Genomic DNA, 23,428 nt, shown 5'->3' with positions numbered 1-23,428 from the left:
CGTCAGTCGATGACATCGACAAGTGAGGTGCGGTTCACATCAACGAGTGGACGGGGGCATGCCCGAGTTTTCCTTCACCCGTTGCCACGCATCACGCGCGGCCGGACGGGCCCGATCCCACTCCAGCGACGAACCCCGGCGCTGGCCGCCCCAGTCGCGGTGCAGTTCGCTTTCGAAGTCTTCGAATTCGCGGTCCGGATATCGGCTGAAGGCGTCCACGCCATAGGCGTAAGCGGGGCCGTAGTCGTCGTAGGTGGTGCCCTGCTCCACATAAGGACGTTGGGCGTAGTTGTCCTTCCAGTAGACCTGTTCGGCGGTCGGGTCGATCGCCTCGGCCACGCCCTTGCCGGCCAGCCCGCCGACCACAGCGCCGACGGCAGCACCCACCACCGTGCCCACCGGGCCCACGACCGTGCCGGCCGCAGCGCCGGCAGCCATGCCGCCCACGGCAGCACCGACGCCGGTCCCCACCGGATGGGCACCCGGTGCCTTGGTGATCGGATCCAGATTGGCATCACGCGGCTTGGAATCGTTCATTGCAGTCTCCTGAAAACGTTGAAGGACTGACCACCCGGCGAGTCGCCGGATGATCCCGATGCAGGGAACTTGGCAAGCGCCATGCCGCCCGCCACCCGCCCAGCGCACGGAGCTGGGGTGGCATACTCGCCGGCGGATCCCGTCCATGCAGTTCCGACTCCCTCTCCCCGCCCTGCGCGCTCCTGCCGATCTGATCGACGTGCCCGACGCGCGCGATGCGTCCGGCGCCGGGCCGCGCCCGCTGCGGCCGGTCAGGGGAGCGGCGCTACAGGCGTTACCGCCGCTCCCGGCCCTTCATGCGCTTCATGCGCTGCTGCTGACGGTGGCTGGCGCACTGTCAGGCGTTGGAGCGCTGGCGGCATCCGGTCCACCCCCCGCACCGTCGGCGCCGCAGTCTCAGCAGGCGCCGCCGCAGTGGCCTCGGGACGTGGCACTGAACATCCCGCGCCCTCCCCCGCGCGATATGCCGCTCCTGCCCGCCACCGGCATCCAGGACTACGCCTTCACCCCACTGGCGGTCAATGAAGGCGCGCCTGCCGACATCTGGACCCTCGAACAGGGCGCCAACGGCCTGCTGTGGCTGGGCACGGGCATGGGTCTGTTCCGCTTCGACGGTCTGCGTTTCTCGCCCTACCCCTTGCGGGAAGGGCAGCGCCTGCCCTCCACCAACATCAACGCGCTCAAATTGATGCCCGATGGCGACATCTGGCTGGGCTTCTACGGCGGCGGCGCAGCCCGTTTGCACGACGGGCATGTCGAGGCCTTCAGCGTGCGCGACGGGCTGCCGAACGGCCGCATCCTGCATTTCGCGCAGACGGGTGACGGCGCGCTCTGGGCGGCGGCCGGGACGGGCCTGGCCCGTTATCTGGATGGCCAGTGGCGCATCATCGGCGCCGACTGGAACTACAACGACAGCGCGGTCGATTACGTCCATGTGGACCGCCGCGGCGTGTTGTGGGTCTGCACCTCCCGCCGGCTGCTGTACCTGCTGCCCGGCGAACGGCAGTTCCGCGATTCGGGTCTGCCGGTCTCGCGCTCCGCGGTGGTGGCAGAAGACCTGGATGGACGGCTGTGGATCAGTGAAGGCCTCCAGGGGACGCGGCCCTTGCCGGACCTGACCACGCTTGGAGACCATGACGTGGCGGCGGTTGATGGGAAGCCTGTGGCTGCATCGTCCGCCAGCCCTGCCGCCTCCCCTGCCCTCGCGCCGCCCGCGCCCCGCGACGCCCGCCGTCCGCCCGCCTTCGCCACCGCCAAGCAGCTGCTGTTTGCCCGCGACGGATCGGTATGGATGACTGTCGCCGGGTCCGGCGTCTGGCGCCTGCCGTCCGCCTCCGCCATTCCCACCGGCCGCTCCGTCGGCCCCCAGGACCAGCCTCAACGCTTTGAGCGTGAGCAGGGGCTGAGTTCACCGGTCGTGGTGCCGGTGATCGAAGACCGGGAAGGCACCGTCTGGGTCGGCAGCAACAATGGCCTTGCCAGCTTCCAGCGCACGCGGCTACATGACCTGGCGGATCTCTCCGGTGCGCCGCTGCGCGGATTCGTGCTGGTGCCGCATGGCGACGGCATGCTCGCGGCCAATGCGCAGACGGCCCTGGAGGCCGACCCGCCGGGCCCGATGCGCGAATGGCGGGGACCGGTGCCAGCGCGGGACACCCTGCGCGCCGCGGACGGGGCCCTCTGGTGGATGAGCAACGGCCGTTTCATCCGCCGCGATGCGGTCTCCACCCGGGAGATTCCCATGCCGCCTGCGCTGCGCGACGGCAACCCGCTGGCGGCCCTGCCCGACGGTGGCAGCGGCATCTGGATCTCGGTGGAGGACCAGGGCATCTACCTCGCCACGCCCGACGGTGTGAAACTGGACCCGCGCCTGCGGGAGCTGCACGCCCCTCAGACGATGACGCTCGGCCCGGACGGCGCCTTGTGGATGGCGCAGGAAGACGAGGTGCTGCGCTGGAGCGACGACACCCTGACCCGCTGGACCCATCAGGACGGCCTGTCGATCGGCCGCGCCACCGCCATCAGCGTGACCGAACGCCGTCTGGTGGTGGCTGGCGAAAACGGCGTCGCCTTCTTCGACGGTCGCCGCTTCACCACCCTGACGCAAAGCGTGGACGCGGTGTATGGGCACGTCACCGGCATCGTTGAATCCCTGCCCGGCGACGTCTGGCTCAATGGCGGCCGCGGCGTCGTGCAGGTGCGCACGGAAGACCTGCGGGATTTCGCCGCACGCCCCGGCACGCCGCTCAGCTATCGACTCTTCGACCGCCGTGACGGCCTTCCCGGCATCGCACTGCAGGCGGTGATGGTGCCCACCGCGCTGCGGGATCGACGCGGCCGGCTGTGGTTTGCCACCAACCGCGGCGTCGCCTGGCTGGACCCCGCGACCGTGCCGCGCAACAACCAGCCGCCGCTGACCGAGATCCATGCGCTGCGCAGCGGCGAGCAGCTGTTCCGTGCCGATCCCGGCCTGACGCTGCCCGCAGGGACGCGCCATGTGACGCTCAGCTACACCGCCATCACCCTGGCTGCCGCCGACCGCGCACGCTTCCGGTATCGGCTGGAGGGGGTGGACCCGGACTGGCATGAAGCCGGCAATGCCCGCGAGGCGACCTACGCCAACCTCTCGCCGGGGACATACCGCTTCCATGTGATAGCGGCTAACGGCGACGGCGTGTGGGACACCCGCGGCGCGATGCTGGAATTTCACATTGCGCCGACCTGGATGCAGACGCGCAGCTTCGCCGCGGGCCTGGTGTTGCTGGTGCTGGTGCTGGGCTGGGGCGCCTATCGCGTGCGGACCCGGGCCATTGCCCGGCAGGTGCGCTGGCGCATGGAAGAGCGTCTGCGGGAGCGGGAACGCATCGCTCGTGAGCTTCATGACACCCTGCTGCAGGGGGTGCAAGGACTGGTGCTGCAGTTCAATGGCGTGGCGCGACGCGTAAAGGAGCCGGAGCTGAATGACCGGCTCGAGCGCGCCTTGGGCAATGCGGAACGTCTGCTGCTGGCGGCGCGAGACCGCGTGTCCGACCTGCGCCACCACTTCGGTCCCTTGAGCGAAGACCTCACCACCGCAGCCGCCGCCCATGGCGACGGCCGTGTCACGGTGCAGGTGGATGTGCAAGGCATGGAGCGCGCCCTGCGGCCGACGGTGCAGGACGAGTTGCTGATGATCGGACGCGAGGCCCTGAGCAACGCGGTGCGGCATGCGGGAGCGTCCCAACTGGGCGTCTGGTTGCATTACGAGCCGCGTCGGATGACGCTTCGCATCGTCGATGACGGCGCCGGGATGCCAACGGAATTCACCAGCGCCGAGGGTCGGCCGGGGCATCATGGCATCCGGGGCATGTTCGAGCGGGCCCATCGACTGCATGGGAGCCTGCGCATCCGCAACCGGCCGGAGGGCGGCACCGAGGTGGAAGTGCGGGTGCTGGCCAGCGAGGCCTATGCGCCAGCGGCCCGGGCGCGACGGCGCCGTCAGTGGCGGGGCATCCTGGTGCGGCTGGCGAGGCCGCTGCGGACGCTGTTGCGTTCGAGGAAGGTCGCGCGGTGAAGGCGGCGGCCGGGTCGCCCTGGCGGTGCCTGCGATATCGACGGTCGCGGAGCTAAGGGCGATGTCGGCATCGGCCAGGCCTTCTCAGCGATACCGCGCTGGGTCCGGTGAATCGGTGGGTTGTCCAATCACACGCCGCAGGGCCGAGCTCATCGGCAACTGGAGATTGACGCCGGAATTGGGCAACGGCGATTCAAACCAGCGGCGGTAGATGCTGAAGATCTCGCCGGTGCGATAGAGGTTTGCGATGGTCTCGTCGACCATCACCTTGAACGCCGGATCATCCCGGTTCAGGCCGATGGCATAAGGCTCCACCGTGAGCCCCCGGTCCGACACCACATAGTCCCGCGCCGACACCGCCGTGCCCTGCTGCGCCAGCAGGCTGCGCAGCAGCACATCGTCCATCAGGAACGCCTCGGCGCGACCACTGCGCAGCAGCTGGAACGCATCTGGATCGTCCAGGCCGGCGACGATACGGATGCCCAGCTGCTGCTGTTCATTCACCGCCGCCAGATGCTGGATGCTGGTGGTGCCGATGGTGCTCACCACCGGACGTCCCCGCAGTTCGGACAGGCTCTGCACCCGCTCGCCATTGCGGGTCATCAGGCGGGTCTCGGCGACGAAGATGGTCAGCGAGAACGCCTGGCTGCGCGCCCGCTCGGCGGTGTTGGTGGTGATGCCGCATTCCAGATCCAGCGTGCCATTGGTGACCATTGGCAACCGGGTGGCGGAGCCCACGGCGACGCGTCGGACTTCCAGGTCGGGCAGCTTCAGCCGGACTTTGAGCGCCTGGATGATCCGGTCGCACAGCTCCACCGTGTAGCCGATGGGCTTGAGCTGCGCATCCAGGTAGGAGAACGGCAGGGATGCGGGGCGATAGCCCATGACCAGCACGCCGGTGTCACGGATGCGGGTCAGCGTGGGGCCTTCAGGCGGCAGCACCTGAGCGCCGGGCGCGGCGGAGGCGGTGGAAGGTGCCGCTTTGACCGGTGCCGGAGTCACTGCCGACGGGGCTGGCCGCATGGCTGTGGGTGTCACCGCCTGTCTGGACGCCGGTGCCGCGCTATGGCCCGCTCCAACGGCCGCGACGGCAGCCGTGGCGACCAGGAACGAAGTCAGCGCACCCACAAGCGCGCCGGTGAGGACTCGCCCCAGGCCCTCAAGCCTCGGCGGCGTCATCCTGCTCACCCCGCGCTGCGGCGTCCTGTCGGCGCAGTTCCTTCAGACGCTCGCCAATCTTGAGCTCCAGACCGCGAGGGACCGGCTCGTAAAAGCGCTGGTCTTCCAGTCCATCCGGCAGGTACTGCTCGCCCGCCACATAGGCCCCGGGAAAGTCGTGGGCATACCGGTAAGCCTTCCCGTAGCCCAGTTCCTTCATCAGCCGGGTCGGCGCATTGCGCAGGTGCACCGGCACCGGACGGGAACTGTCCTGCTTGATCAGCGCCTTGACCTGGTTGTAGGCGTTGTAGACGGCATTCGATTTGGGTGCGATGGCCAGATAGACGGCCGCCTGCGCCAGCGTGAGCTCCCCTTCCGGAGATCCCAGCCGTTCGTAAGTCTCCGCCGCATCCAGGCAGATGCGCAGCGCCCGCGGGTCGGCCAGGCCGATGTCCTCGCTGGCCATGCGGACCAGCCGCCGGCTGATGTAGCGGGCATCCACGCCGCCATCCAGCATGCGGACCATCCAGTACAGCGCCGCATCCGGATTGGAGCCTCGCACCGACTTGTGCAGCGCCGAAATCACGTCGTAGAACTGGTCGCCGCCCTTGTCGTACCGCCGCAGCTGCTCGCCGAGGGTGCGCTCCAGCAGTGTCTCGTCGATCTCGGCGGTGCCGGGAGGCGTCAGCTGGGCAGCGGTTTCCAATGTATTGAGCAGGCGCCGGGCGTCGCCGTCCGCATAACCGATCAGCCGCTGAATGGCGGTTTCGGTCAGCGGCGGGCTGCTCAACAGCTCGCCGCCGCGACGCAGCAACTCGCGCATGTCCTGCTCATCCAGCGCCTTCAGCACATGGACGGTCGCGCGGGACAGCAGTGCCGAATTGACCTCGAAGGACGGGTTCTCCGTCGTCGCGCCGATGAAGCTGAACAGGCCCGATTCGACATGCGGCAGGAAGGCATCCTGCTGTGCCTTGTTGAAGCGGTGCACCTCGTCCACGAACACGATGGTGCGGCGCCCCTGCCCGGCCGCGGCCAAGGCGCGGTCCACCGCCTCGCGAATGTCCTTCACTCCCCCAAGCACCGCGGAGATGGCAATGAACTGGGCGTCGAAAAACTGCGCCATCAGGCGCGCCAGCGTGGTCTTGCCAACGCCCGGCGGACCCCAGAGGATCATGCTGTGCGGTCGGCCGCTTTCCAGCGCCACGCGCAGCGGCATGCCTTCGCCCAGCAGATGCCGCTGGCCCACCACATCGTCCAGCTTGCGCGGCCGCAGCCGCTCGGGCAGCGGCGCATGCGCGCTCACCGGCGCCGGTGTGGCGGCGCCGCTGGGAACCGGATCGAACTCGTCCGGAAACAGGGAAGCGTTGCTCATGCCGCTGGGTCGCCGTTCTCGGTGGCCACTCAGCGCTGTTCCATCACATCGGTGCCGGCCGGCGGATCAAAGCGGAAGCGCTCCGGCGCCACCCTGGCATTCACCTGCACCGAGTTGAACTGCATCACCGACCGCTGGCCAAAGGCGTCGACGATCTCCAGCGCCACCAGCTCACGCCCGCGGAAGCCCAGACGCAGGCTCTGCAAGCCGCTGTCGCTGCGCTTGGGCGTCGCCAGGGCCCATTCCACGCCCTGCTCGGCGGGCTGGGACTTGAGGGTGAAGTCCTTGGACAGGTCGCCGCCGGCCAGCAGCGCCACCGGGGTCGCGCCCAGGGCCTGGTCCATGTTGCGCACGCTGGCCTGGGACAGGTCGGGGTCGTAGACCCAGACCTTCTTGCCGTCGCCAATGATCAGCTGTTCCGCCGGCTTGTCGTAGCTGAAGCGGAACTGGTTGGGACGCTGGAATTCGAAGGTGCCGGTGGTGCTCTTCTTGCGCTTGCCGTCCGGGGCGGTCACCGTCTGGTTGAAGGTGGCGCGGCCGCTCTTCACCTCGGTGACGAACTGCTGCAGCGACGCCACCCCATCGGCCTGCGCCAGGCCGGCAGCAGCCAGCAGCGCGACGCCGGCCAGGGCACGAGCGGTCACGGAGGTCGCGCGCAGTGACGCCCCCCCAAAGGAAGAAACAAGCGGCAGAACCAGGGAGCGCAGAAAGGACATGAAGGATCGAGGTCAGTGAAGCAACATCATTCGTCCCGCTTGGGGACCACGATGTCGCGGTTGCCATTGGTGGCCATCGCCGAGACGAGGCCGGATTTCTCCATCTGCTCCAGCAAACGGGCCGCCCGGTTGTAGCCGATGCGCAAATGGCGCTGCACCAGAGAAATCGACGCCCGCTTGTGCTGCAGCACGATGGCCACGGCCTGGTCGTACATCGGGTCCGATTCTCCATCGCCGCCGGCCACCAGGCCCGGCAGGCCATCACCGCCACCGGCATCGTCCAGCACGCCGCCTTCGAGGATGCCTTCGATGTAGTTGGGTTCTCCGCCCTGCTCTTTCAAGTACTCGACCACGCGGTGCACTTCGTCGTCACTGACGAAGGCGCCGTGCACCCGTACCGGCAGGCCGGTGCCGGAGGCCATGTAGAGCATGTCACCCATGCCCAGCAGCGCTTCGGCGCCCATCTGGTCGAGGATGGTGCGGCTGTCGATCTTGCTGCTGACCTGGAAGGACAGGCGCGTCGGGATGTTGGCCTTGATCAGGCCGGTGATCACATCCACCGACGGACGCTGCGTGGCCAGGATCAGGTGGATGCCGGCGGCCCGTGCCTTCTGCGCCAGACGGGCGATCAGCTCTTCGATCTTCTTGCCGACCACCATCATCAGGTCGGCCAGCTCGTCGATCACCACCACGATGTGAGGCAGGCGGTCCAGCGGCTCCGGCTCTTCCGGCGTCAGGCTGAACGGGTTGGGGATCTTCTCTTCCCGCTCATTCGCATCGGAAATCTTCTTGTTGTAGCCCGCCAGGTTGCGCACGCCCATCTTGGACATGAGCTTGTAGCGCCGTTCCATTTCGCCCACACACCAGTTCAGCGCATTGCCGGCCTGCTTCATGTCGGTGACGACCGGCGCCAGCAGGTGGGGGATGCCTTCGTAGACGCTCATTTCCAGCATCTTCGGGTCGATCAGGATCAGACGGACATCCCGCGCTTCCGCCTTGTAGAGCAGGCTCAGGATCATCGCGTTGATGCCCACCGACTTGCCCGAACCGGTGGTACCGGCTACCAGGCAGTGCGGCATCTTGGCAAGGTCGGCCACCACCGGCAGGCCGATGATGTCCTTGCCCAGGCCCATGGTGAGCGGAGACGAGGCGTCCGCATAGATCTGCGAGCCGAGGATCTCGGACAGGCGGATGGTCTGGCGCCGCGCATTGGGCAGCTCCAGCGCCATGAAGTTCTTGCCGGGGATGGTTTCCACCACGCGGATGGAGGTCAGGCTCAGCGAGCGGGCCAGATCCTTGGCCAGATTGACGATCTGCGAGCCCTTGACCCCGGTCGCCGGCTCGATCTCGTAGCGGGTGATGACCGGGCCCGGCGAAGCCGCCACCACACGGACTTCCACGCCGAAGTCCTTGAGCTTCTTCTCGATCATGCGGCTGGTCATTTCCAGCGACTCGGGCGTGACCGTCTCGACCCGCGGCGGCGGCGCATCCAGCAGATCGACCTGCGGCAGCTTGGTGTCGGCCGGATCGATGAACAGCGTCTGCTGCCGTTCCTTCGCCACACGGGTGGACTTGGGCACTTCCACCACCGTCGGCTCGATCACGATGGGCACATGCTCTTCCACCAGCACCTGACGTTCCACCTCCACCACGGCTTCACGTTCCTGCTTGGCGACCTTGCCCACCCGCTTGTCTTCGGCGATCTCGCGCTTGACGACCCGCTTCTCCCGCAGCCGTTCCAGCCAGGCGCCGATGTCCTCAGCCACGTGCAGCCAGGAGAACTTGAGCGCCAGCGAGAAACCGACCACCAGACCGGCAATCCACACCACGGCCGAGCCGTCAAAGCCCAGCAGCTTCATGCTCAGCGGGCCGAGCCAGTACCCCAGCACGCCGCCGGCATGGCCGGGGAGATGCGGCTCCCAGCCGTAAAGACGGGTCCATTCCAGCGAGCAGCTGGCGGCCATCAGCAGCAGCACACCCGCGGCAGTGGGGAGCCGTTCGCGCAGGGTCGGCGCGGTGGACCCATCGGCCCGCAGCAGGCGCGCCAGGCATCCCAGCCAGCTGCGCAGGCTCACCAGCAGCAGCCACCAGCAGGAGTAGCCGAAGCCGAACAGCATCAGGTCGGAGATCCAGGCGCCGAGCGTGCCCATGCGGTTCTGCGTCACGGCCTGACCGGCGGCGACGCTGAAGGCGTTGTCCGCCTTGTTGTGGCTCAGCATGGCCAGCAGCACCAGGCCCCACACCATGGCACTGGCCAGCAGCCAGATGGGCGTGCGCAGCGGGCTGGTGGGCACCGGCGCGGCAGGGACCGCCTTGCGTGACTTGCGGGCAGGACGATCCGATGACCGTTCGGAGGAACGTTCAGACAGACGATCGGCCGAACGCTCGGAGGACCGTTCCGGGCGTTCGCTCGGACGGTCGTTCGGGGAATCGGACAGCTCAGCGGCGGCGTCATCGCCGCCCAGCAGGGAACCGGGGAAGCTCATGGTGCGATTGTGACGCAGCTATCCCCCGGATCTGCCGGGCAGCCCGCCCTGAACATGTTCAATCGTGTTGCAGGCGTTCCTTGATCACCACGGAGCCGTTCTCCAGGGTCTCGATGACGCCCTTGTCCTCCAGGTCCTTCATGACCCGGCTGACCATCTCGCGGGACGCACCGACCACCTTGGCCATGTCCTGACGGGACACCTTGCCGCGGATGATCTTCACGCCCTTCTCTTCTTCCGCCATGTCCAGCAGCGTGCGGGCCACGCGACCGTAGACGTCCAGCAGGGCCAGCGACTCGATCTGGCGGTCGGCATTGCGCAGACGCGCCACCAGGCCGCGCAGGATGCCGTAGGCCAGGCTGCTCGGTTCGGGCAGGCCGCGGGCGAAGTCCGAGCGGCCGAGGACCAGCATGTCGGTCTGCACCTCGGCACGCACCGTCGCCGAATGCGGTTCGTTGTCGATGAGGCTCATCTCGCCCACATAGTCGCCGGGCTGCAATACCGCCAGGATGACCTCGCGACCGCGGTTGTCCGCGGTCAGGACGCGTGCGCGTCCGTTGAGCAGGATGAACAGGGCGTTGGACTTCGTCCCTTGTTCGACGATCAGTTCCCCACGCTTGAAGCGCCGCTTGACGACACTGTCCGCAATGGACTGGGCCTGGTCAGCAGTCAACAGGGAAAACAAAGGGACCCTGCGGATCAGATCCAGGTTGGACAACATGGCCATAAAGAGGCACCTCCTGTCGGGGTCTAGGGTCAATTCTGAGATTCCGGCTGCACCCCCAAGGTGCAACCTAGAATGGATGCATTGTGCCAACTTGTTCACGGGTGTTGATAGGGTGAAGGCCGTAGGCTGTCACCCCTTGTGCGCCCGACGTGCGTCCCCATCTTTTTCCCATGAGCCAAACCACCCGCCACACCCAGCTCCTGATCCTTGGATCAGGCCCTGCCGGTTATACCGCCGCCATCTATGCGGCCCGAGCCAATTTGAAGCCTTTGCTGGTGACGGGCATGGCCCAGGGCGGTCAGCTCATGACCACCACCGAAGTCGACAACTGGCCGGCGGACGTGATGGGGGTGCAGGGCCCGGAGCTGATGCAGCGCTTCCAGGAGCATGCCGAGCGCTTCCAGACCGAGATCGTGTTCGATCACGTCAACTCGGTGGACTTCAGCAAGCGCCCGTTCACACTGGTGGGCGACAGCAACACCTACACCGCGGACGCCGTCATCATCGCCACCGGCGCGTCGGCGCAATACCTGGGTCTGCCCTCCGAAGAGTCCTTCATGGGCCGCGGCGTCAGCGCCTGCGCCACCTGTGACGGCTTCTTCTACCGCGAGCAGGAAGTCTGCGTGGTCGGCGGCGGCAACACCGCCGTGGAAGAGGCGCTGTATCTGTCCAACATCGCCAGCAAGGTGCATGTGATCCACCGCCGCGACAAGTTCCGCGCCGAGCCGATCCTGGTCGACAAGCTGATGGACAAGGTCCGCGCCGGCAAGATCGAGCTGCATCTGTTCAGCACACTGGACGAAGTGCTGGGCGACGCCAGTGGGGTCACCGGCATCCGGGTGAAGAGCACCAAGGATGACAGCACTGAAGAGGTGAAGCTGCAGGGCGTGTTCATCGCCATCGGCCACCGCCCCAACACCGAGATCTTCCAGAACCAGATCGAGATGAAGGACGGCTACATCCGCACGCGCAGCGGTCTGGACGGCTTTGCCACCATGACCAGCGTGCCCGGCGTGTTCGCCGCCGGCGACGTGCAGGACCATGTCTACCGCCAGGCCATCACCAGCGCCGGCACCGGCTGCATGGCGGCCCTGGATGCGCAGCGTTTCCTGGAGCAGGAAGCCGGCTGACGCGGCGCCCTGAGTGGCGACGTTCGTCGGGGCATCTGTCGCGGCATTTTTGCCGGACCGGGTGCTGGATCCTGGGGCCTGCAGGCGCTTGGCGCTTCGCAGACCCTTTGCTTTGTGCTACAGTCCGCGTTTTCCCGCGACGACCTCCTGTGAAGGGCTTCGGTGCGGGGGGTTACCGCCACCCTTTCTGGCGAGGTGAGGCCGCTGTGCGTCCTTGCAGGTTCACCTTTTTTGGGTGAGTCGGCAGGTGGACGAACAGTCGCTGTACGACAAGTATCGGAGTGTCCTCATGGCACGCGTCTGCGAAGTCACGGGCAAGAAGCCCATGGTCGGGAACAACGTTTCCCACGCCAACAACAAAACCAAGCGCCGGTTCCTCCCGAACCTGCAATACCGTCGTTTCTGGGTCGAAAGCGAAAACCGCTGGGTCCGTCTGCGCATCAGCAATGCTGGCCTGCGTCTGATCGACAAGAACGGCATCGACGCCGTGCTGGCCGACCTGCGTGCTCGCGGTCAAGCCTAATCACTGAAGGAGCGACACCATGGCATCCAAAGGCGGACGCGAAAAGATCAAGCTGGAATCCACTGCCGGCACTGGTCATTTCTACACCACGAACAAGAACAAGAAGACCACGCCCGAAAAGCTGGAATTCATGAAGTTCGACCCCAAGGCACGCAAGCACGTGCTGTACAAGGAAATCAAGCTGAAGTAATTCAGCGGATCCTTCATAAAAAACCCGCCGATGGCGGGTTTTTTGTTGTCTGCATTCGCCGGCGAACGAGCCTCAAGGGCCGTTGTGTGCCAGCCGGTTCTTGTGCAGCAGCTCCTTGGCCATCCAGTCGTCCAGCATCTTCTTCTCGTAGCGGAAGGGCTCGCTGTCGAAATAGCGGTTGGTGGAGCTTTGATAGTTCATGTCGTTGATGGTGGCCTTGCCCTGCTCCACCACCTGGCCGTTCTCGGTCAGGCTGTAGGTGAACTCCATGCGGGGAATGGTCACCGTGCGGAGCACCCGAACGCGGTTGGCAGCCACGCGCGGCTCCAGCTCGCCCGCCAGATCGATGTCGGTGAACTCGATCTTCAGCTGCTTGCCGGGCAGTTCCCGCTCCGCCTGGCGCTTGATGTGGGCCTCGATCTGCTTCATGGCGTTCTCCCGGTCCCAGGCGGTCTCGCCGATGTCCGAGAACTTGTCCGGCTCCTTGAAGCTGACATCGGCCTGCGCCACCGCCGACGCGGAAGCGGACAGCGCCAGCAGCGAGACAGACACCCCTCCGAGCATCCGCAGGGAAGACAGGACGGTTGAGAATCGGCTCATAGGGCGCTCCATCAGTGAGATTGCCCGTGAATTATGGACACGTCCGCATCAGAACGGCCAGCCGGCAGGGCCTTCACCCTGTCGACAGGCGGTTCATCAATCGCACGTTCCGATCCGGCTCAATAGGCCTGGCCCAGCTGCTCCAGGATGGCCGGGTTCTCCAGCGTGGAGGTGTCCTGTGTCACCGACTCGCCCTTGGCAACCGAGCGCAACAGCCGGCGCATGATCTTGCCGCTGCGGGTCTTGGGCAGGTTGTCGCCGAAGCGGATGTCCTTGGGCTTGGCGATCGGGCCGATCTCCTTGGCCACCCAGTCGCGCAGCTGCTTGGCGATCGCCTTGGCCTCGTCGCCGCTGGGGCGGGGGCGCTTGAGAACCACGAAGGCGCAGATGGCCTCGCCGGTGGTGTCGTCCGGGCGGCCGACCACCGCGGCTTCCGCCACCAGTTCGGTGCAGCTCACCAGCGCTGATTCGATCTCCATCGTGCCCATGCGGTGGCCCGACACGTTCAGCACGTCATCAATCCGCCCGGTGATGGTGAAGTAGCCGGTCTTCTCGTCGCGGATGGCGCCATCGCCTGCCAGGTAGTAGCCCTTGAGCTCCGGCGGGTAGTAGCTCTTCTTGAAGCGATCCGAATCGCCGTAGATGGTGCGGATCATCGACGGCCACGGCTTCTTCACCACCAGGATGCCGCCCTGCCCATTCGGCACGTCATGGCCGGTTTCGTCCACGATGGCCGCGGCAATGCCGGGGAACGGCAACGTGCAGGAGCCCGGCACCAGCGGCGTGGCGCCCGGCAGCGGAGTGATCATGTGGCCGCCGGTTTCGGTCTGCCAGAAGGTGTCCACGATCGGGCAGCGGCCGCCACCCACATGCTGGTGGTACCACTCCCACGCCGCCGGATTGATCGGCTCACCCACCGAGCCAAGGATGCGCAGCGAGCTCAGGTCGTAGTTTTTGGGATGCACGGCCTCGTTGGTTTCCGCGGCCTTGATCAGGGAGCGGATCGCCGTCGGCGCCGTGTAGAAGATCGTCACCTTGTGCTTCTGGATCATCTGCCAGAAGCGGCCGGCGTCCGGATAGGTGGGAATGCCTTCGAACACCACCTCGGTGCCGCCCAGGGCCAGCGGGCCGTAGGTGATGTAGGTGTGGCCGGTCACCCAGCCAATGTCAGCGGTACACCAGAAGATGTCGCTGTCCTTCAGGTCGAAGGTCCACTTGGTGGTCAGCGCCGCATGCAGCAGGTAACCGCCGGTGCTGTGCTGCACGCCCTTGGGCTTGCCGGTGGAGCCGGAGGTGTAGAGCAGGAACAGCGGATGTTCGGCCTCGACCCATTCGGGTTCACTGGTGGTGGGCTGGTCGGCCAGCACCTCATGCAGCCATTGATCGCGGCCATCCACCCAGCCAATTTTTCCGCCGGTGCGGCGATAGACGATCACCTGGCGGATGGTGGGGCAGCTGTTGTCGGCCAGCGCTTCGTCCACGATGCTCTTGAGCGGCAGCGACTTGCCGCCGCGGGCCTGCTCGTCGGCCGTGAGCACCATCACCGCGCCGGCATCCTGTACCCGGTCGCGCAGGGACTGGGCCGAGAAGCCACCGAACACCACCGAATGCGTGGCGCCGATGCGGGCGCAGGCCTGCATGGCCACCACACCTTCCACCGACATCGGCATGTAGATGACCACCCGGTCGCCCTTGTTCACGCCGCGTGCCTTGAGCGCATTGGCGAGCTGGCAGGTTTTGGCCAGCAGTTCCGCGTAGGTGACGCGGGTGACGGTGCCGTCGTCCGCTTCGAAGATCAGCGCGACCCGGTCACCCCGACCGGCTTCCACATGGCGGTCCAGGCAGTTGTAGCTCGCGTTGAGGCGGCCATCTTCGAACCACTTGAAGAATGGCGCCTCACTGTCGTTGAGCACCTGGGTGAAGGGCTGCTTCCAGCTCAGCAACTCGCGGGCGAGACGCGCCCAGTAGCCGGTGTAGTCCGACTCCGCTTCCTTGCACAGCGCCTCATAGGCGGCCATGCCGGATACGTGCGCCCCCTGGACGGCGGATGCTGGGGGGGTGTAGATCTTGTCGCTCATGCCTTGTCTCCGTGCGGGTCGTTGTGCAGTTGCTCTGGTCCGGGCCTGTCGCCGCGACTTTGCGGTTTCACACTGACGATCGCCTTACTCTACCGAAGGCTGCAGCTCACTAAAATCGCTCACCCTCTGTCTCACCGACGTCCCCCAACCTTCCGCCGAGCTGAAACACCGCCCATGTCAGACCTTCATCCTGATCGAGACGCCGACCGAGCGCACCCCGCAACGCCACGGCCCGCCCCCCACTTGGGGTTTTTCCCAGCGGTGATGTTTCACAGCCGCTGGCTGCAGCTGCCGCTGTATCTGGGTCTGATCCTGGCCCAGGGCGTGTATGTGGTGCAGTTCTGGAGCGAGCTGATCCACCTGGTGGAGGCTGCGTTTGGCAACGACGAAGCACTGCGCCTGCTGGTCAAGAGCGTGGGCTACAAGGCCGAGATCCTGAATGAGGGCGGCCAGCTCAAGCTCAACGAAACCATCGTGATGCTGGCGGTGCTGGGTCTGATCGACGTGGTGATGATCTCCAACCTGCTGATCATGGTGATCGTCGGCGGTTACGAGACTTTTGTGTCCCGCCTGAAGCTGGAGGGCCATCCGGACCAGCCGGAATGGCTGGACCATGTGAATGCGTCGGTGCTGAAGGTGAAGCTGGCCACGGCCATCATCGGCATCTCATCCATCCATCTGCTCAAGACCTTCATCAATGCCAACAACATTGAAGAGAAGGTGCTGATCTGGCAGACCATCATCCATGTGGCCTTCCTGTTCTCCGCGCTGGCGATTGCGGCGACGGACCGGCTGCTCTCGGGAAACAGCGCCCACAAGCACTGAGCGACTGAGCAAAACGGCCGGGGCGGGGCCCTCCCCGGCGTTCAACGGGCTTCGCGCCTCTTCATCCGGCAGCGGCCGGTCGGCGCATCAGGATCAGGGTCCCCACCACCCCAGACAGCAGCGAGCCGCCGATCACCCCCAGCTTGACCCGCGTCTCGAAGTCGGCGGCCAGCCCTGCAAAGGCCAGGCCGCCGATGAACAGGCTCATGGTGAAGCCGATGCCGCAAAGCACACAGACGCCGAAGAGCTGCATCCAGTCGGCGCCACCGGGTTTGCTGGCCCAGCCTGCGCGGATCATCAACCAGGCGGTGCCGAACACGCCGATGGCCTTGCCCAGCAGCAGGCCCAGCGCGATGCCGAGCGACACCGGATGCAGCAGGTCCGACACGGAGATCCCGCGCAGCGACACACCCGCATTGGCGAAGGCGAACATCGGCAGCACCAGGAAGGCGACCCACGGGTGCAGCCCATGTTCCAGTTGCTCGGCCGGGGAATGGCCGTCTTCGCCATCCGTCCCATCCGCCCCTTGCGACGGAATGAACAGCGCGGTGGCCACCCCTGCCAGCGTGGCATGCACGCCGGACTTCAACACGCAGAGCCACATCACCAGCCCCACGACGATGTACAGGTCGGCGCGCCTCACGCCTGTGCGGTTCAGCAGCCACAGCACCAGCATGCAGACCGCCGCCGCCGCGAGCATCGTCACCGACAGCTGGCTGGTGTAGAACAGCGCGATGACCACAATGGCGCCCAGGTCGTCCATGATGGCCACAGCGGTCAGGAAGATCTTGAGCGATGCCGGCACCCGCGGGCCCAGCAGCATGACGATGCCGATGGCAAAGGCGATGTCGGTCGCCGCTGGAATGGCCCAGCCGTTCAGCGCCACCGGGTCTTGCCAGTTCAGGCCGGCATAGATCAGCGCGGGGACGACCATGCCGCCCAGGGCCGCCACGGCCGGCAGCACCGCCTGGGACCGCTGCGCCAGCTCACCGCTGACGAACTCGCGTTTGATTTCCAGGCCGACCAGGAAAAAGAACACCGCCATCCAGAGGTCGTTGACCCAGACGATGAGCGGTTTGGCCAGGACCAGGGCGCCGTCGCCGATGTTGACCTCTCCGGGGATCTGGGTGAAGGCGGTGTACAGCGGCGCCCAGGCGGAGTTGCTCAGGAGCAGGGCTGCCAGTGCTGCCACCGCGAGCACGATGCCCCCGGAGGATTCGCTGGCGAAGAATCGCTGAAGGCCGGAGGTGAGGCGCGGCAGGGTCTGCATGGGGTGGAGGATCCTGAAGTCGTCTCCCTGAAGGCTAACACTCCTCCCCGGGAGTGCGGAGAGCCCAAACAGGTGTAAGCACATCTGCCCACTTCCAGGGGGTGGACGGGCCACGCGCAGCTGCTAGCATGCCGGCCACAAATCAATCACCCGAGGGAGTTTGGATGCGAGTTATTGCTGTGATCGCCATGCCGGTGCTGGCACTGGTGCTGTCTGCATGTGCCGGCCAGGCCACGGACAAGCCGGACGCTGACCCCACCGTGGCGCAAGCTCGAGCGTGCGAGCGCGGAGAGGCCCAGACCGGGTCGATGCTGGCCAAGCGCGTCTGCGCGCCGAAGCCGAGCGAGGAAGAGCGTCAGCGCCTGGCGGAGGAAGCAGCCCGCATGGCCCGCCCCGCACGCGGCACGACGGGCGGAGGCAACTGAGCGGGCCGCGCGCTGCCGCTCTCTTCCGCATATCCGCTGTGCCAACCTGCTCCGCACGTCAATGACGGATGACGAAATCAAGGTGCTATGGCGCCTGGAGCAGGACGAGGACGAATGGCCGCCCTACCCCGTCGAATCGATCTGGTGCAAGCAGATCGCGACGGGGCGGTTCAAGCTGCTCAACGTGCCCTACTTCGCTCACGGCGTCGCCTGGGGCGATGTGGTCACCGCGGTGGAAGACGGCGGCGGCCTCTGGTTTGAAGCAGTGATTCAGCGGTCTGGGTTCGTCACGCTCCATGCTTATTGCAAGGAGCCCGCGCAGCAGCTGGCGCTGCGGGACTGGTTGAAGGCCCGAGACTGCATCGTCGAAACGGCGTTTGACGGGAAGTACTGGGCGCTGGGCATTCCGCCGGCGGTACCTCGGGATGAATGGGAGGGTTTTCTCACCCGACTGGCGCGCGAAGACGGCACGGGACTGGAGTTTGACGTGGCCTCTGCCCCTGGCGATCTTCGACCCTTGTCAACGTAGAAGTGAACCCATGGCCGTCATCAGACTGATCGTCAGCGAATACAACATCCTCTGGCAAGCGCTGAAGCGCCATCAACAGCATCTGGAGCAGGTCTCGGCAACCACCCAAGACGAAGACGAGCAGCTGATGGCGGATGAAGACCTGCAGAAGATGGAGTACATGCTCCGAGATATCCAGGACGCCGCCAAAGCTGACTGGGGCCTCGACCTCAAGTAAGGCAGCCGGACACCCCAACGGGCCGCGACCGATCCTTCCGTGATCCGTTCACCGGGCTCAAGCTCAGCGCCTGAACCCGCCGACGGGCTCTCCAAGCGATCAGCCCGAGCCCGGCGATCGTCAGCAGCCACGAAGACGGCTCAGGCACGGGCGATGCCAGCTCCCGCAGGGACACCAGCGTGGCTGAGCCCAGGCCATACCGGTAGTGCCCCTCGTCCGCGCTCCGCCAGAAACTCAATCCGGTGATGTTCAGGCAGTTCACGCATCCTACGTCCCGGTACAACTGGGCCACGAAGGCACCGGAATTGAACGGCGCATCCAAAGCGCTGAGGGAGTCCGTCAACGTCCCGCTCACGATGAGCTGCCGGCCCCATCGGTCATCTCCCGACACCGTGGCCCACTCTTCGGTCCGTGAGGCCGTCCAGGAACGCCCCAACGAGCCCGGCTGCGGCTCAGTCTGCCCTCCGATCTGGGTACGGTATTCCTCGACGCTGCGGGTGTCACTGTGTTGCATTGTGGGCATCGACGCGTCGTGAGGCTCGACCAACTCTGCAGGCAGCGCTTCGGTCAAGCTGCCGGGCTGCAGGACCGCAATATCCGGGATCCTGTAATACTTGTAGTACGGGCTGGTTTCATCCAGCACCCCACCGGTCACCGGCCCGCTGCCGAAGCTGAGCAACAACGTGGTTGAAAACGGCACCAACATCGGTTGATCCAGCCACTCATTGGCGCAACCGCTGCATTGGGTCGAAGTCAGCCGGGTGGTGAAGCTTCCAGTGAGCTTGAGTTCGTACGTCTGCGCGCTGGCCGATGCGCTGCAGGTCATTGAAACCAGAGCGGCAACGGCCGCCATCCATGTCATTTTCATTGGTTCTCTCCCTCGGGGCCGGAGTATCTCCTGCCGGCAGACGGGCCATTGAAATGCCCCCGGGTCCGGGGGTCACAGTGAAGCAGCCACTGAATCCGCCACGCCGACCTCGTGGAGCGTGTCGCCGCGCTGCAGTACATCGGCGCAAGCTACCTCGTAGCGTGACTAGAAGGCACGAGGCCAGGCCAGTGTTTGCAAGCCTTGTGCAAACCTGAGGCCGCGCGATCTCAAGATCTGAACAAGCGGCTCTGACCGTTGTGCTTGCGGTTGTCGAAGTGGCTCTTCGGCATTTTGTTCTCGCCGCCCTGCTCACAGCAGTGAGGGCATATCACTACGTCGTACTTGAAGCCGGTCAGCCGACGCTGATCGAGTTGCCATGGTCAGCGGACCCGGCTTTGCCGTTGTTCCAAGCGGGCACCGATCGCGTCTTGCACTTCTGCCCGTTTGGCTTGCCTTCACGTACCGCGCTCATCTCGCCCTTCGTCTCTTTGGTGTGCTTGGTGCCGAGCTTGCCTTGACGCGCGTTCTCGCTGGATAGCCGGATGAACACATTGCCCGGCTCGTAGTGGCTCAAGTCGTTGATGCGTCACATGCAGTACTGGCACTTGTGGGTTCCGCGATTGTTGTGCCGGCCGGATGACACCCACATTGGCATCGACTCTTCAAACCGTAAGCTGCCCTTTCAAGCTGCCTTTCGACGCAACCAACATCGAGGATCGCCCAAAAATGGCTACCCCTGGTCGTGACCCTGCAAAGTGGCGTGCGGGTCGTCAACGTTCGGGAACTCGTCCACGTGTGCGGCGCCGATCTGCGGGTCCTCCACCAACTCCGCCTCCGCATTCACTTGTGCTTGAGTAACGGTCACCTTGAAGTGCTTGAGTGCTTCAGAGAGTTTGGTATATAGAAGGAGGTCGCGTTTCTGGCTGACTCGGTTGGAGAATTCATGTCGAAGATGGTCATTGATGTACGACTTCTTGCCGTAGCTAGCTCCGTAGTCCGAATCGCGAGAGACGATCACAAGCTCTGCGTTGTTCTTGATCGCACATTCGATCATCCATTCCCAGTTGATGGAATCTCCGTACGAAGTGTCGTTCTTCTTGCGAGGTGGACATCCGTGCATGAAGCGACGCTCGGCCCGCTCTCGGATTTCCCGGCGTAGCTCCTTGTCTTTGTCGTCCCTTGTGAGCACTAAGTCGTCGGTGCGGTGAAAGATTCGATGCGCAGCCTTGTAGACCGGATCCTTCTGACTGGGGCTCTCGAGCATGGCGATCAGACGATCCTGAAGTCGCGCGATGCGTTTCCTCGCCTCCTTGATGTCATTACCAAGAAGTTGAAACTGCTTGGCCTGCGAAAGAACGCCCACGCTAGGTACCGACCTGGGGATGTGCTCTTTTAAAACATTGACGCTTTCGAGGATAACCACCTGACGGTTCTTCTTGAACTCAGTCTCCAGCTGGTGGGTGACGATGACCTTGGTCTTGATGCCTTGCACCTTGTCGAGCAAGCCGATCAGTGCTTCATTGCGCGCCCTGTAGAAGTCCAGCCAGATGTTGGTGTCCACGAACAGCAGCTTTTGGATGCCTCCCGCCATGCTGAGCTCACTGTGTTGGAATGGCGAAATTCTGCCGTGCGCGGAGCATCGGGGCGTTGGTAGTGCTCCGGATGGCTCTGCGGCGGCGGTCTTAGGCTTGCATCCCACGCAGTTCATCGAGCAACACCAACATGTGGCCTTCGCCCTTCCCCACAACCAACACGGGTTGCCACAACCCTTCCTCTGTCTGATCGACTTCCACTTCGGCCCAGAACTTCTCGTCGTCCATGGGGCTCACCCCCTGATCACTGGGAGTCTAGGCTAGTGACTGAGCCGAGCTGCACCCAGTAGCATCTGGTCAGGGAGGAAAACCATGATGAACATGTTCCGAGAAGCAACGCTCGCGGTATCGCTGGTGATTGCAAGCAGTGTGGCAAGTGCGGTCCCGACCCCAGCGGGATACGTAGGCACATTCACCAAGTCCAACACCGAGCACAAGGGCTCGCAGGTGACTATCGCCAACTTGAACACCCCCACGCCATTCGTGTCATGGCCGAGCGGCAATGGCAACCCGACAACCAAAGCATTCGAGGACGAAGAGAACGTCGTCCTGATCATGGTTGCTAGCTTGACCGGGGGAACGGAGACGTTCTACATCAACAAGAAGACCAAGCGGTTCACGGTGATCGAGGTGACACTGATCTCCCGTGAAGCCGGGGCAGTTGAGCCCAGGGTGTCGCACGGGACACTGAAGTGATCCGGCCCAGGTAGACATACCGTTAAGCGCTCTCAAAAATCAACGAGTGGCTCCGTAGCATCGCAACAATTCTCTTACCTGCGTGCTGTGGGCCACACTAACCGTGCGACAACCTCCGCGTTCCAGCGTAAGCGGGACCCTGCCTACCTTGCGATAATGCTCAGGTTGCCCTTGTGAGACAAGCACGACCATGACCACCACGATCCGCTACGCCGACCTCGTCGACAGCGTCGCCGCCGCGCTGCAGTACATCAGCTACTACCACCCGGCCGACTACATCCAGCATCTGGCCCGCGCCTATGAACGCGAGCAAAGCGCCGCCGCCAAGGACGCCATCGCCCAGATCCTGACCAACTCCAAGATGTGCGCGGAAGGCCGCCGCCCCATCTGCCAGGACACCGGCATCGTCAACGTCTTCCTGAAGATCGGCATGGACGTGCGGTTCGCTGACTTCCCCGGCTCTATCGACGACGCGGTGAACGAAGGCGTGCGCCGCGCCTACAACCACGCCGACAACAAGCTGCGTGCCTCGGTGCTGTCCGACCCGATCTTCGATCGCAAGAACACCAAGGACAACACGCCGGCCGTCATCTCCATGCACGTGGTCCCGGGCAACACCGTCGATGTGATGGTGGCCGCCAAGGGCGGCGGTTCGGAGAACAAGAGCAAGTTCGTCATGATGAATCCTAGCGACAACCTGGTCGACTGGGTGCTCAAGACGGTGCCGACCATGGGCGCCGGCTGGTGCCCGCCCGGCATGCTGGGCCTGGGCGTCGGCGGCACCGCCGAGAAGGCGATGCTCATGGCCAAGGAATCGTTGATGGAAGACATCGACATGTATGAGCTGCTGGCTCGCGGCCCCCAGAACAAGCTGGAAGAACTGCGGATCGAGCTGTACGAGAAGGTCAATGCGCTGGGCATTGGGGCGCAGGGCCTGGGCGGCCTGACGACCGTGCTGGACGTCAAGATCAAGACCTATCCGACGCACGCCGCCTCCAAGCCGGTGGCGATGATCCCGAACTGCGCCGCCACCCGGCATGCCCACTTCGTGCTGGACGGCAGCGGCCCCGCCTACATCGATCCGCCCAGCCTCGACCTGTGGCCGGACGTCGAATGGGCGCCGGACTACAACAAGAGCAAGCGCGTGGACCTGAATGCGCTGACCAAGGAAGAAGTGGCCAGCTGGAAGCCGGGCGACACGCTGCTGCTGAACGGCAAGATGCTCACCGGCCGCGACGCCGCGCACAAGCGCATCCAGGACATGCTGGCCAAGGGCGAGTCCCTGCCGGTGGACTTCACCAACCGCGTCATCTATTACGTCGGCCCGGTGGATCCGGTGCGGGACGAAGTGGTCGGCCCGGCGGGCCCCACCACCGCCACCCGCATGGACAAGTTCACCGACATGATGCTGGAGAAGACCGGCCTGATCGCGATGGTCGGCAAGGCTGAACGCGGCCCGGTCGCGATCGAGTCGATCCGCAATCACAAGAGTGCGTACCTGATGGCGGTGGGCGGTTCCGCTTATCTCGTGTCCAAGGCAATCAAGGCGGCCAAGGTGGTCGGCTTCGAAGACCTGGGCATGGAAGCCATCTACGAATTCGACGTGGTGGACATGCCGGTCACCGTGGCGGTGGATGCGGGCGGCACCAGCGCCCACATCACCGGCCCGGCCGAGTGGAAGGAACGCATTGCCTCGGGCAAGGCGGTGACCATTCCGGTGACGGCGGGCTGATGGTTGCACGCTGCTTGGCGGCTGCGTGCGTCACGCATGCGCCGTCAAGTAGCATCGCTTCCTGGCGGCCACCCTCGGGCGGCCGTTGTTCATTTCGTTCCGCCCATTCTGATCTTGCCCCCGCACAACCGGACACGGGCTATTCGCAATTGAGCGCCTGACCTCCCAGGCGCTGTTGGTTTTTCAATTCCTGTCTGAACTCTC

The 23,428-nt window shown here is 65.0% G+C and carries 23 protein-coding genes; 10 read left to right on the top strand and 13 right to left on the bottom strand.

Going from position 1 to position 23,428, the window contains the following annotated elements:
* Positions 1-39: 39 nt before the first annotated feature.
* The gene (locus tag FHS28_RS00115; protein ID WP_088449638.1) at positions 40-537 is read right to left on the bottom strand and encodes a hypothetical protein; all 498 of its coding nucleotides are present in this window, start codon (positions 535-537) and stop codon (positions 40-42) included.
* Between the two features lie 145 nt (positions 538-682).
* Between FHS28_RS00115 and FHS28_RS00110 the strand changes: the two genes are divergently transcribed.
* Positions 683-4,090 (top strand): sensor histidine kinase, encoded by a 3,408-nt coding sequence (locus FHS28_RS00110; protein WP_184293906.1) that lies wholly within the window; start codon positions 683-685, stop codon positions 4,088-4,090.
* An 84-nt stretch (positions 4,091-4,174) separates the two neighbouring features.
* On the opposite strand, the gene FHS28_RS00105 is transcribed toward FHS28_RS00110, so the two are convergent.
* The 5 genes from FHS28_RS00105 to FHS28_RS00085 all read right to left on the bottom strand — a co-directional run bounded on the left by FHS28_RS00105 (position 4,175) and on the right by FHS28_RS00085 (position 10,549).
* Positions 4,175-5,113, bottom strand: coding sequence for an amino acid ABC transporter substrate-binding protein (locus tag FHS28_RS00105; protein WP_184293904.1), 939 nt, complete (start codon positions 5,111-5,113; stop codon positions 4,175-4,177).
* Between the two features lie 136 nt (positions 5,114-5,249).
* On the bottom strand, positions 5,250-6,620 hold the full coding sequence (locus tag FHS28_RS00100) for a replication-associated recombination protein A (RefSeq protein ID WP_088449641.1): 1,371 nt from the start codon (positions 6,618-6,620) through the stop codon (positions 5,250-5,252).
* Between the two features lie 29 nt (positions 6,621-6,649).
* Entirely contained in the window at positions 6,650-7,264 is a 615-nt protein-coding gene (gene lolA / locus FHS28_RS00095; protein ID WP_310736715.1) for an outer membrane lipoprotein periplasmic chaperone LolA, read from the bottom strand.
* 98 nt (positions 7,265-7,362) lie between these two features.
* Positions 7,363-9,822, bottom strand: a complete 2,460-nt coding sequence (locus FHS28_RS00090) for a DNA translocase FtsK (RefSeq protein WP_088449643.1) — start codon at positions 9,820-9,822, stop codon at positions 7,363-7,365.
* 58 nt (positions 9,823-9,880) lie between these two features.
* Positions 9,881-10,549 carry a Crp/Fnr family transcriptional regulator gene (locus tag FHS28_RS00085; protein ID WP_058934744.1) on the bottom strand — a complete coding sequence of 223 codons (669 nt, stop codon included), beginning with the start codon at positions 10,547-10,549 and terminating at the stop codon, positions 9,881-9,883.
* A gap of 170 nt (positions 10,550-10,719) precedes the next feature.
* Between FHS28_RS00085 and trxB the strand changes: the two genes are divergently transcribed.
* The 3 genes from trxB to rpmG all read left to right on the top strand — a co-directional run bounded on the left by trxB (position 10,720) and on the right by rpmG (position 12,392).
* Complete coding sequence (gene trxB, locus FHS28_RS00080) at positions 10,720-11,679, top strand: thioredoxin-disulfide reductase (protein WP_088449644.1); 960 nt, start codon at positions 10,720-10,722, stop codon at positions 11,677-11,679.
* 289 nt (positions 11,680-11,968) lie between these two features.
* Positions 11,969-12,202 carry a 50S ribosomal protein L28 gene (rpmB, locus tag FHS28_RS00075; RefSeq protein ID WP_058934742.1) on the top strand — a complete coding sequence of 78 codons (234 nt, stop codon included), beginning with the start codon at positions 11,969-11,971 and terminating at the stop codon, positions 12,200-12,202.
* 19 nt (positions 12,203-12,221) lie between these two features.
* Complete coding sequence (gene rpmG, locus FHS28_RS00070) at positions 12,222-12,392, top strand: 50S ribosomal protein L33 (protein ID WP_025564431.1); 171 nt, start codon at positions 12,222-12,224, stop codon at positions 12,390-12,392.
* 72 nt (positions 12,393-12,464) lie between these two features.
* Here rpmG and FHS28_RS00065 read toward each other — a convergent pair whose 3' ends face one another.
* Positions 12,465-12,992, bottom strand: coding sequence for a DUF3016 domain-containing protein (locus FHS28_RS00065; protein ID WP_184293902.1), 528 nt, complete (start codon positions 12,990-12,992; stop codon positions 12,465-12,467).
* Between the two features lie 119 nt (positions 12,993-13,111).
* The gene (acs, locus tag FHS28_RS00060) at positions 13,112-15,070 is read right to left on the bottom strand and encodes an acetate--CoA ligase (protein WP_088449646.1); all 1,959 of its coding nucleotides are present in this window, start codon (positions 15,068-15,070) and stop codon (positions 13,112-13,114) included.
* Positions 15,071-15,334: 264 nt separating this feature from the next.
* Here acs and FHS28_RS00055 point away from each other — a divergent pair, with 264 nt between their 5' ends.
* Positions 15,335-15,895 carry a TIGR00645 family protein gene (locus tag FHS28_RS00055; RefSeq protein WP_246409362.1) on the top strand — a complete coding sequence of 187 codons (561 nt, stop codon included), beginning with the start codon at positions 15,335-15,337 and terminating at the stop codon, positions 15,893-15,895.
* Positions 15,896-15,956: 61 nt separating this feature from the next.
* Here FHS28_RS00055 and nhaA read toward each other — a convergent pair whose 3' ends face one another.
* On the bottom strand, positions 15,957-17,165 hold the full coding sequence (nhaA, locus tag FHS28_RS00050) for a Na+/H+ antiporter NhaA (protein ID WP_088449648.1): 1,209 nt from the start codon (positions 17,163-17,165) through the stop codon (positions 15,957-15,959).
* 164 nt (positions 17,166-17,329) lie between these two features.
* On the opposite strand from nhaA, the gene FHS28_RS00045 reads away from it, so the two are divergent.
* The 3 genes from FHS28_RS00045 (at position 17,330) to FHS28_RS00035 (ending at position 18,336) form a co-directional block, all read left to right on the top strand.
* Positions 17,330-17,590 (top strand): hypothetical protein, encoded by a 261-nt coding sequence (locus tag FHS28_RS00045; protein WP_184293900.1) that lies wholly within the window; start codon positions 17,330-17,332, stop codon positions 17,588-17,590.
* A gap of 61 nt (positions 17,591-17,651) precedes the next feature.
* On the top strand, positions 17,652-18,119 hold the full coding sequence (locus FHS28_RS00040) for a DUF4265 domain-containing protein (protein WP_088449650.1): 468 nt from the start codon (positions 17,652-17,654) through the stop codon (positions 18,117-18,119).
* 10 nt (positions 18,120-18,129) lie between these two features.
* Positions 18,130-18,336 carry a hypothetical protein gene (locus FHS28_RS00035; RefSeq protein WP_088449651.1) on the top strand — a complete coding sequence of 69 codons (207 nt, stop codon included), beginning with the start codon at positions 18,130-18,132 and terminating at the stop codon, positions 18,334-18,336.
* Here the strand turns inward: FHS28_RS00035 and FHS28_RS00030 are convergent.
* The 4 genes from FHS28_RS00030 to FHS28_RS00015 all read right to left on the bottom strand — a co-directional run bounded on the left by FHS28_RS00030 (position 18,329) and on the right by FHS28_RS00015 (position 21,024).
* Positions 18,329-19,204 carry a PEP-CTERM sorting domain-containing protein gene (locus FHS28_RS00030; RefSeq protein WP_088449652.1) on the bottom strand — a complete coding sequence of 292 codons (876 nt, stop codon included), beginning with the start codon at positions 19,202-19,204 and terminating at the stop codon, positions 18,329-18,331. The genes FHS28_RS00035 and FHS28_RS00030 overlap by 8 nt on opposite strands.
* Positions 19,205-19,556: 352 nt before the next feature.
* On the bottom strand, positions 19,557-19,778 hold the full coding sequence (locus FHS28_RS00025; RefSeq protein ID WP_088449653.1) for a hypothetical protein: 222 nt from the start codon (positions 19,776-19,778) through the stop codon (positions 19,557-19,559).
* Between the two features lie 156 nt (positions 19,779-19,934).
* Positions 19,935-20,795 (bottom strand): PIN domain-containing protein, encoded by an 861-nt coding sequence (locus FHS28_RS00020; RefSeq protein WP_088449654.1) that lies wholly within the window; start codon positions 20,793-20,795, stop codon positions 19,935-19,937.
* Positions 20,796-20,886: 91 nt separating this feature from the next.
* Entirely contained in the window at positions 20,887-21,024 is a 138-nt protein-coding gene (locus tag FHS28_RS00015; protein WP_184293898.1) for a hypothetical protein, read from the bottom strand.
* Between the two features lie 84 nt (positions 21,025-21,108).
* On the opposite strand from FHS28_RS00015, the gene FHS28_RS00010 reads away from it, so the two are divergent.
* A complete protein-coding gene (locus tag FHS28_RS00010; RefSeq protein WP_088449655.1) occupies positions 21,109-21,492 on the top strand; it encodes a hypothetical protein in 384 nt (127 codons plus the stop codon).
* A 190-nt stretch (positions 21,493-21,682) separates the two neighbouring features.
* Complete coding sequence (locus tag FHS28_RS00005; protein ID WP_088449656.1) at positions 21,683-23,224, top strand: fumarate hydratase; 1,542 nt, start codon at positions 21,683-21,685, stop codon at positions 23,222-23,224.
* Positions 23,225-23,428 lie beyond the last annotated feature (204 nt).

The organism is Roseateles terrae, from assembly GCF_014192155.1.
In the GTDB taxonomy this organism is placed as follows: Bacteria; Pseudomonadota; Gammaproteobacteria; order Burkholderiales; family Burkholderiaceae_C; genus Roseateles; species Roseateles terrae.
Note: the sequence above shows the minus strand (reverse complement) of the source record. Positions and strands in the feature narration are given on the sequence as shown.

Bases quoted from the DNA above. Each gene is read 5' to 3' on its own strand.
- FHS28_RS00020 (WP_088449654.1), bottom strand. From the start codon at position 20,795: ATGGCGGGAGGCATCCAAAAGCTGCTGTTCGTGGACACCAACATCTGG.
- FHS28_RS00065 (WP_184293902.1), bottom strand. From the start codon at position 12,992: ATGAGCCGATTCTCAACCGTCCTGTCTTCCCTGCGGATGCTCGGAGGG.
- FHS28_RS00100 (WP_088449641.1), bottom strand. From the start codon at position 6,620: ATGAGCAACGCTTCCCTGTTTCCGGACGAGTTCGATCCGGTTCCCAGC.
- FHS28_RS00105 (WP_184293904.1), bottom strand. From the start codon at position 5,113: ATGCGGCCAGCCCCGTCGGCAGTGACTCCGGCACCGGTCAAAGCGGCA.
- FHS28_RS00035 (WP_088449651.1), top strand. From the start codon at position 18,130: ATGGCCGTCATCAGACTGATCGTCAGCGAATACAACATCCTCTGGCAA.
- FHS28_RS00045 (WP_184293900.1), top strand. From the start codon at position 17,330: ATGCGAGTTATTGCTGTGATCGCCATGCCGGTGCTGGCACTGGTGCTG.
- FHS28_RS00030 (WP_088449652.1), bottom strand. From the start codon at position 19,204: ATGAAAATGACATGGATGGCGGCCGTTGCCGCTCTGGTTTCAATGACC.
- FHS28_RS00090 (WP_088449643.1), bottom strand. From the start codon at position 9,822: ATGAGCTTCCCCGGTTCCCTGCTGGGCGGCGATGACGCCGCCGCTGAG.
- FHS28_RS00005 (WP_088449656.1), top strand. From the start codon at position 21,683: ATGACCACCACGATCCGCTACGCCGACCTCGTCGACAGCGTCGCCGCC.
- FHS28_RS00010 (WP_088449655.1), top strand. From the start codon at position 21,109: ATGATGAACATGTTCCGAGAAGCAACGCTCGCGGTATCGCTGGTGATT.
- acs (WP_088449646.1), bottom strand. From the start codon at position 15,070: ATGAGCGACAAGATCTACACCCCCCCAGCATCCGCCGTCCAGGGGGCG.
- trxB (WP_088449644.1), top strand. From the start codon at position 10,720: ATGAGCCAAACCACCCGCCACACCCAGCTCCTGATCCTTGGATCAGGC.
- FHS28_RS00055 (WP_246409362.1), top strand. From the start codon at position 15,335: ATGTTTCACAGCCGCTGGCTGCAGCTGCCGCTGTATCTGGGTCTGATC.
- FHS28_RS00110 (WP_184293906.1), top strand. From the start codon at position 683: ATGCAGTTCCGACTCCCTCTCCCCGCCCTGCGCGCTCCTGCCGATCTG.
- FHS28_RS00040 (WP_088449650.1), top strand. From the start codon at position 17,652: ATGACGGATGACGAAATCAAGGTGCTATGGCGCCTGGAGCAGGACGAG.
- nhaA (WP_088449648.1), bottom strand. From the start codon at position 17,165: ATGCAGACCCTGCCGCGCCTCACCTCCGGCCTTCAGCGATTCTTCGCC.
- rpmB (WP_058934742.1), top strand. From the start codon at position 11,969: ATGGCACGCGTCTGCGAAGTCACGGGCAAGAAGCCCATGGTCGGGAAC.
- rpmG (WP_025564431.1), top strand. From the start codon at position 12,222: ATGGCATCCAAAGGCGGACGCGAAAAGATCAAGCTGGAATCCACTGCC.
- FHS28_RS00085 (WP_058934744.1), bottom strand. From the start codon at position 10,549: ATGGCCATGTTGTCCAACCTGGATCTGATCCGCAGGGTCCCTTTGTTT.
- FHS28_RS00015 (WP_184293898.1), bottom strand. From the start codon at position 21,024: ATGGACGACGAGAAGTTCTGGGCCGAAGTGGAAGTCGATCAGACAGAG.
- FHS28_RS00115 (WP_088449638.1), bottom strand. From the start codon at position 537: ATGAACGATTCCAAGCCGCGTGATGCCAATCTGGATCCGATCACCAAG.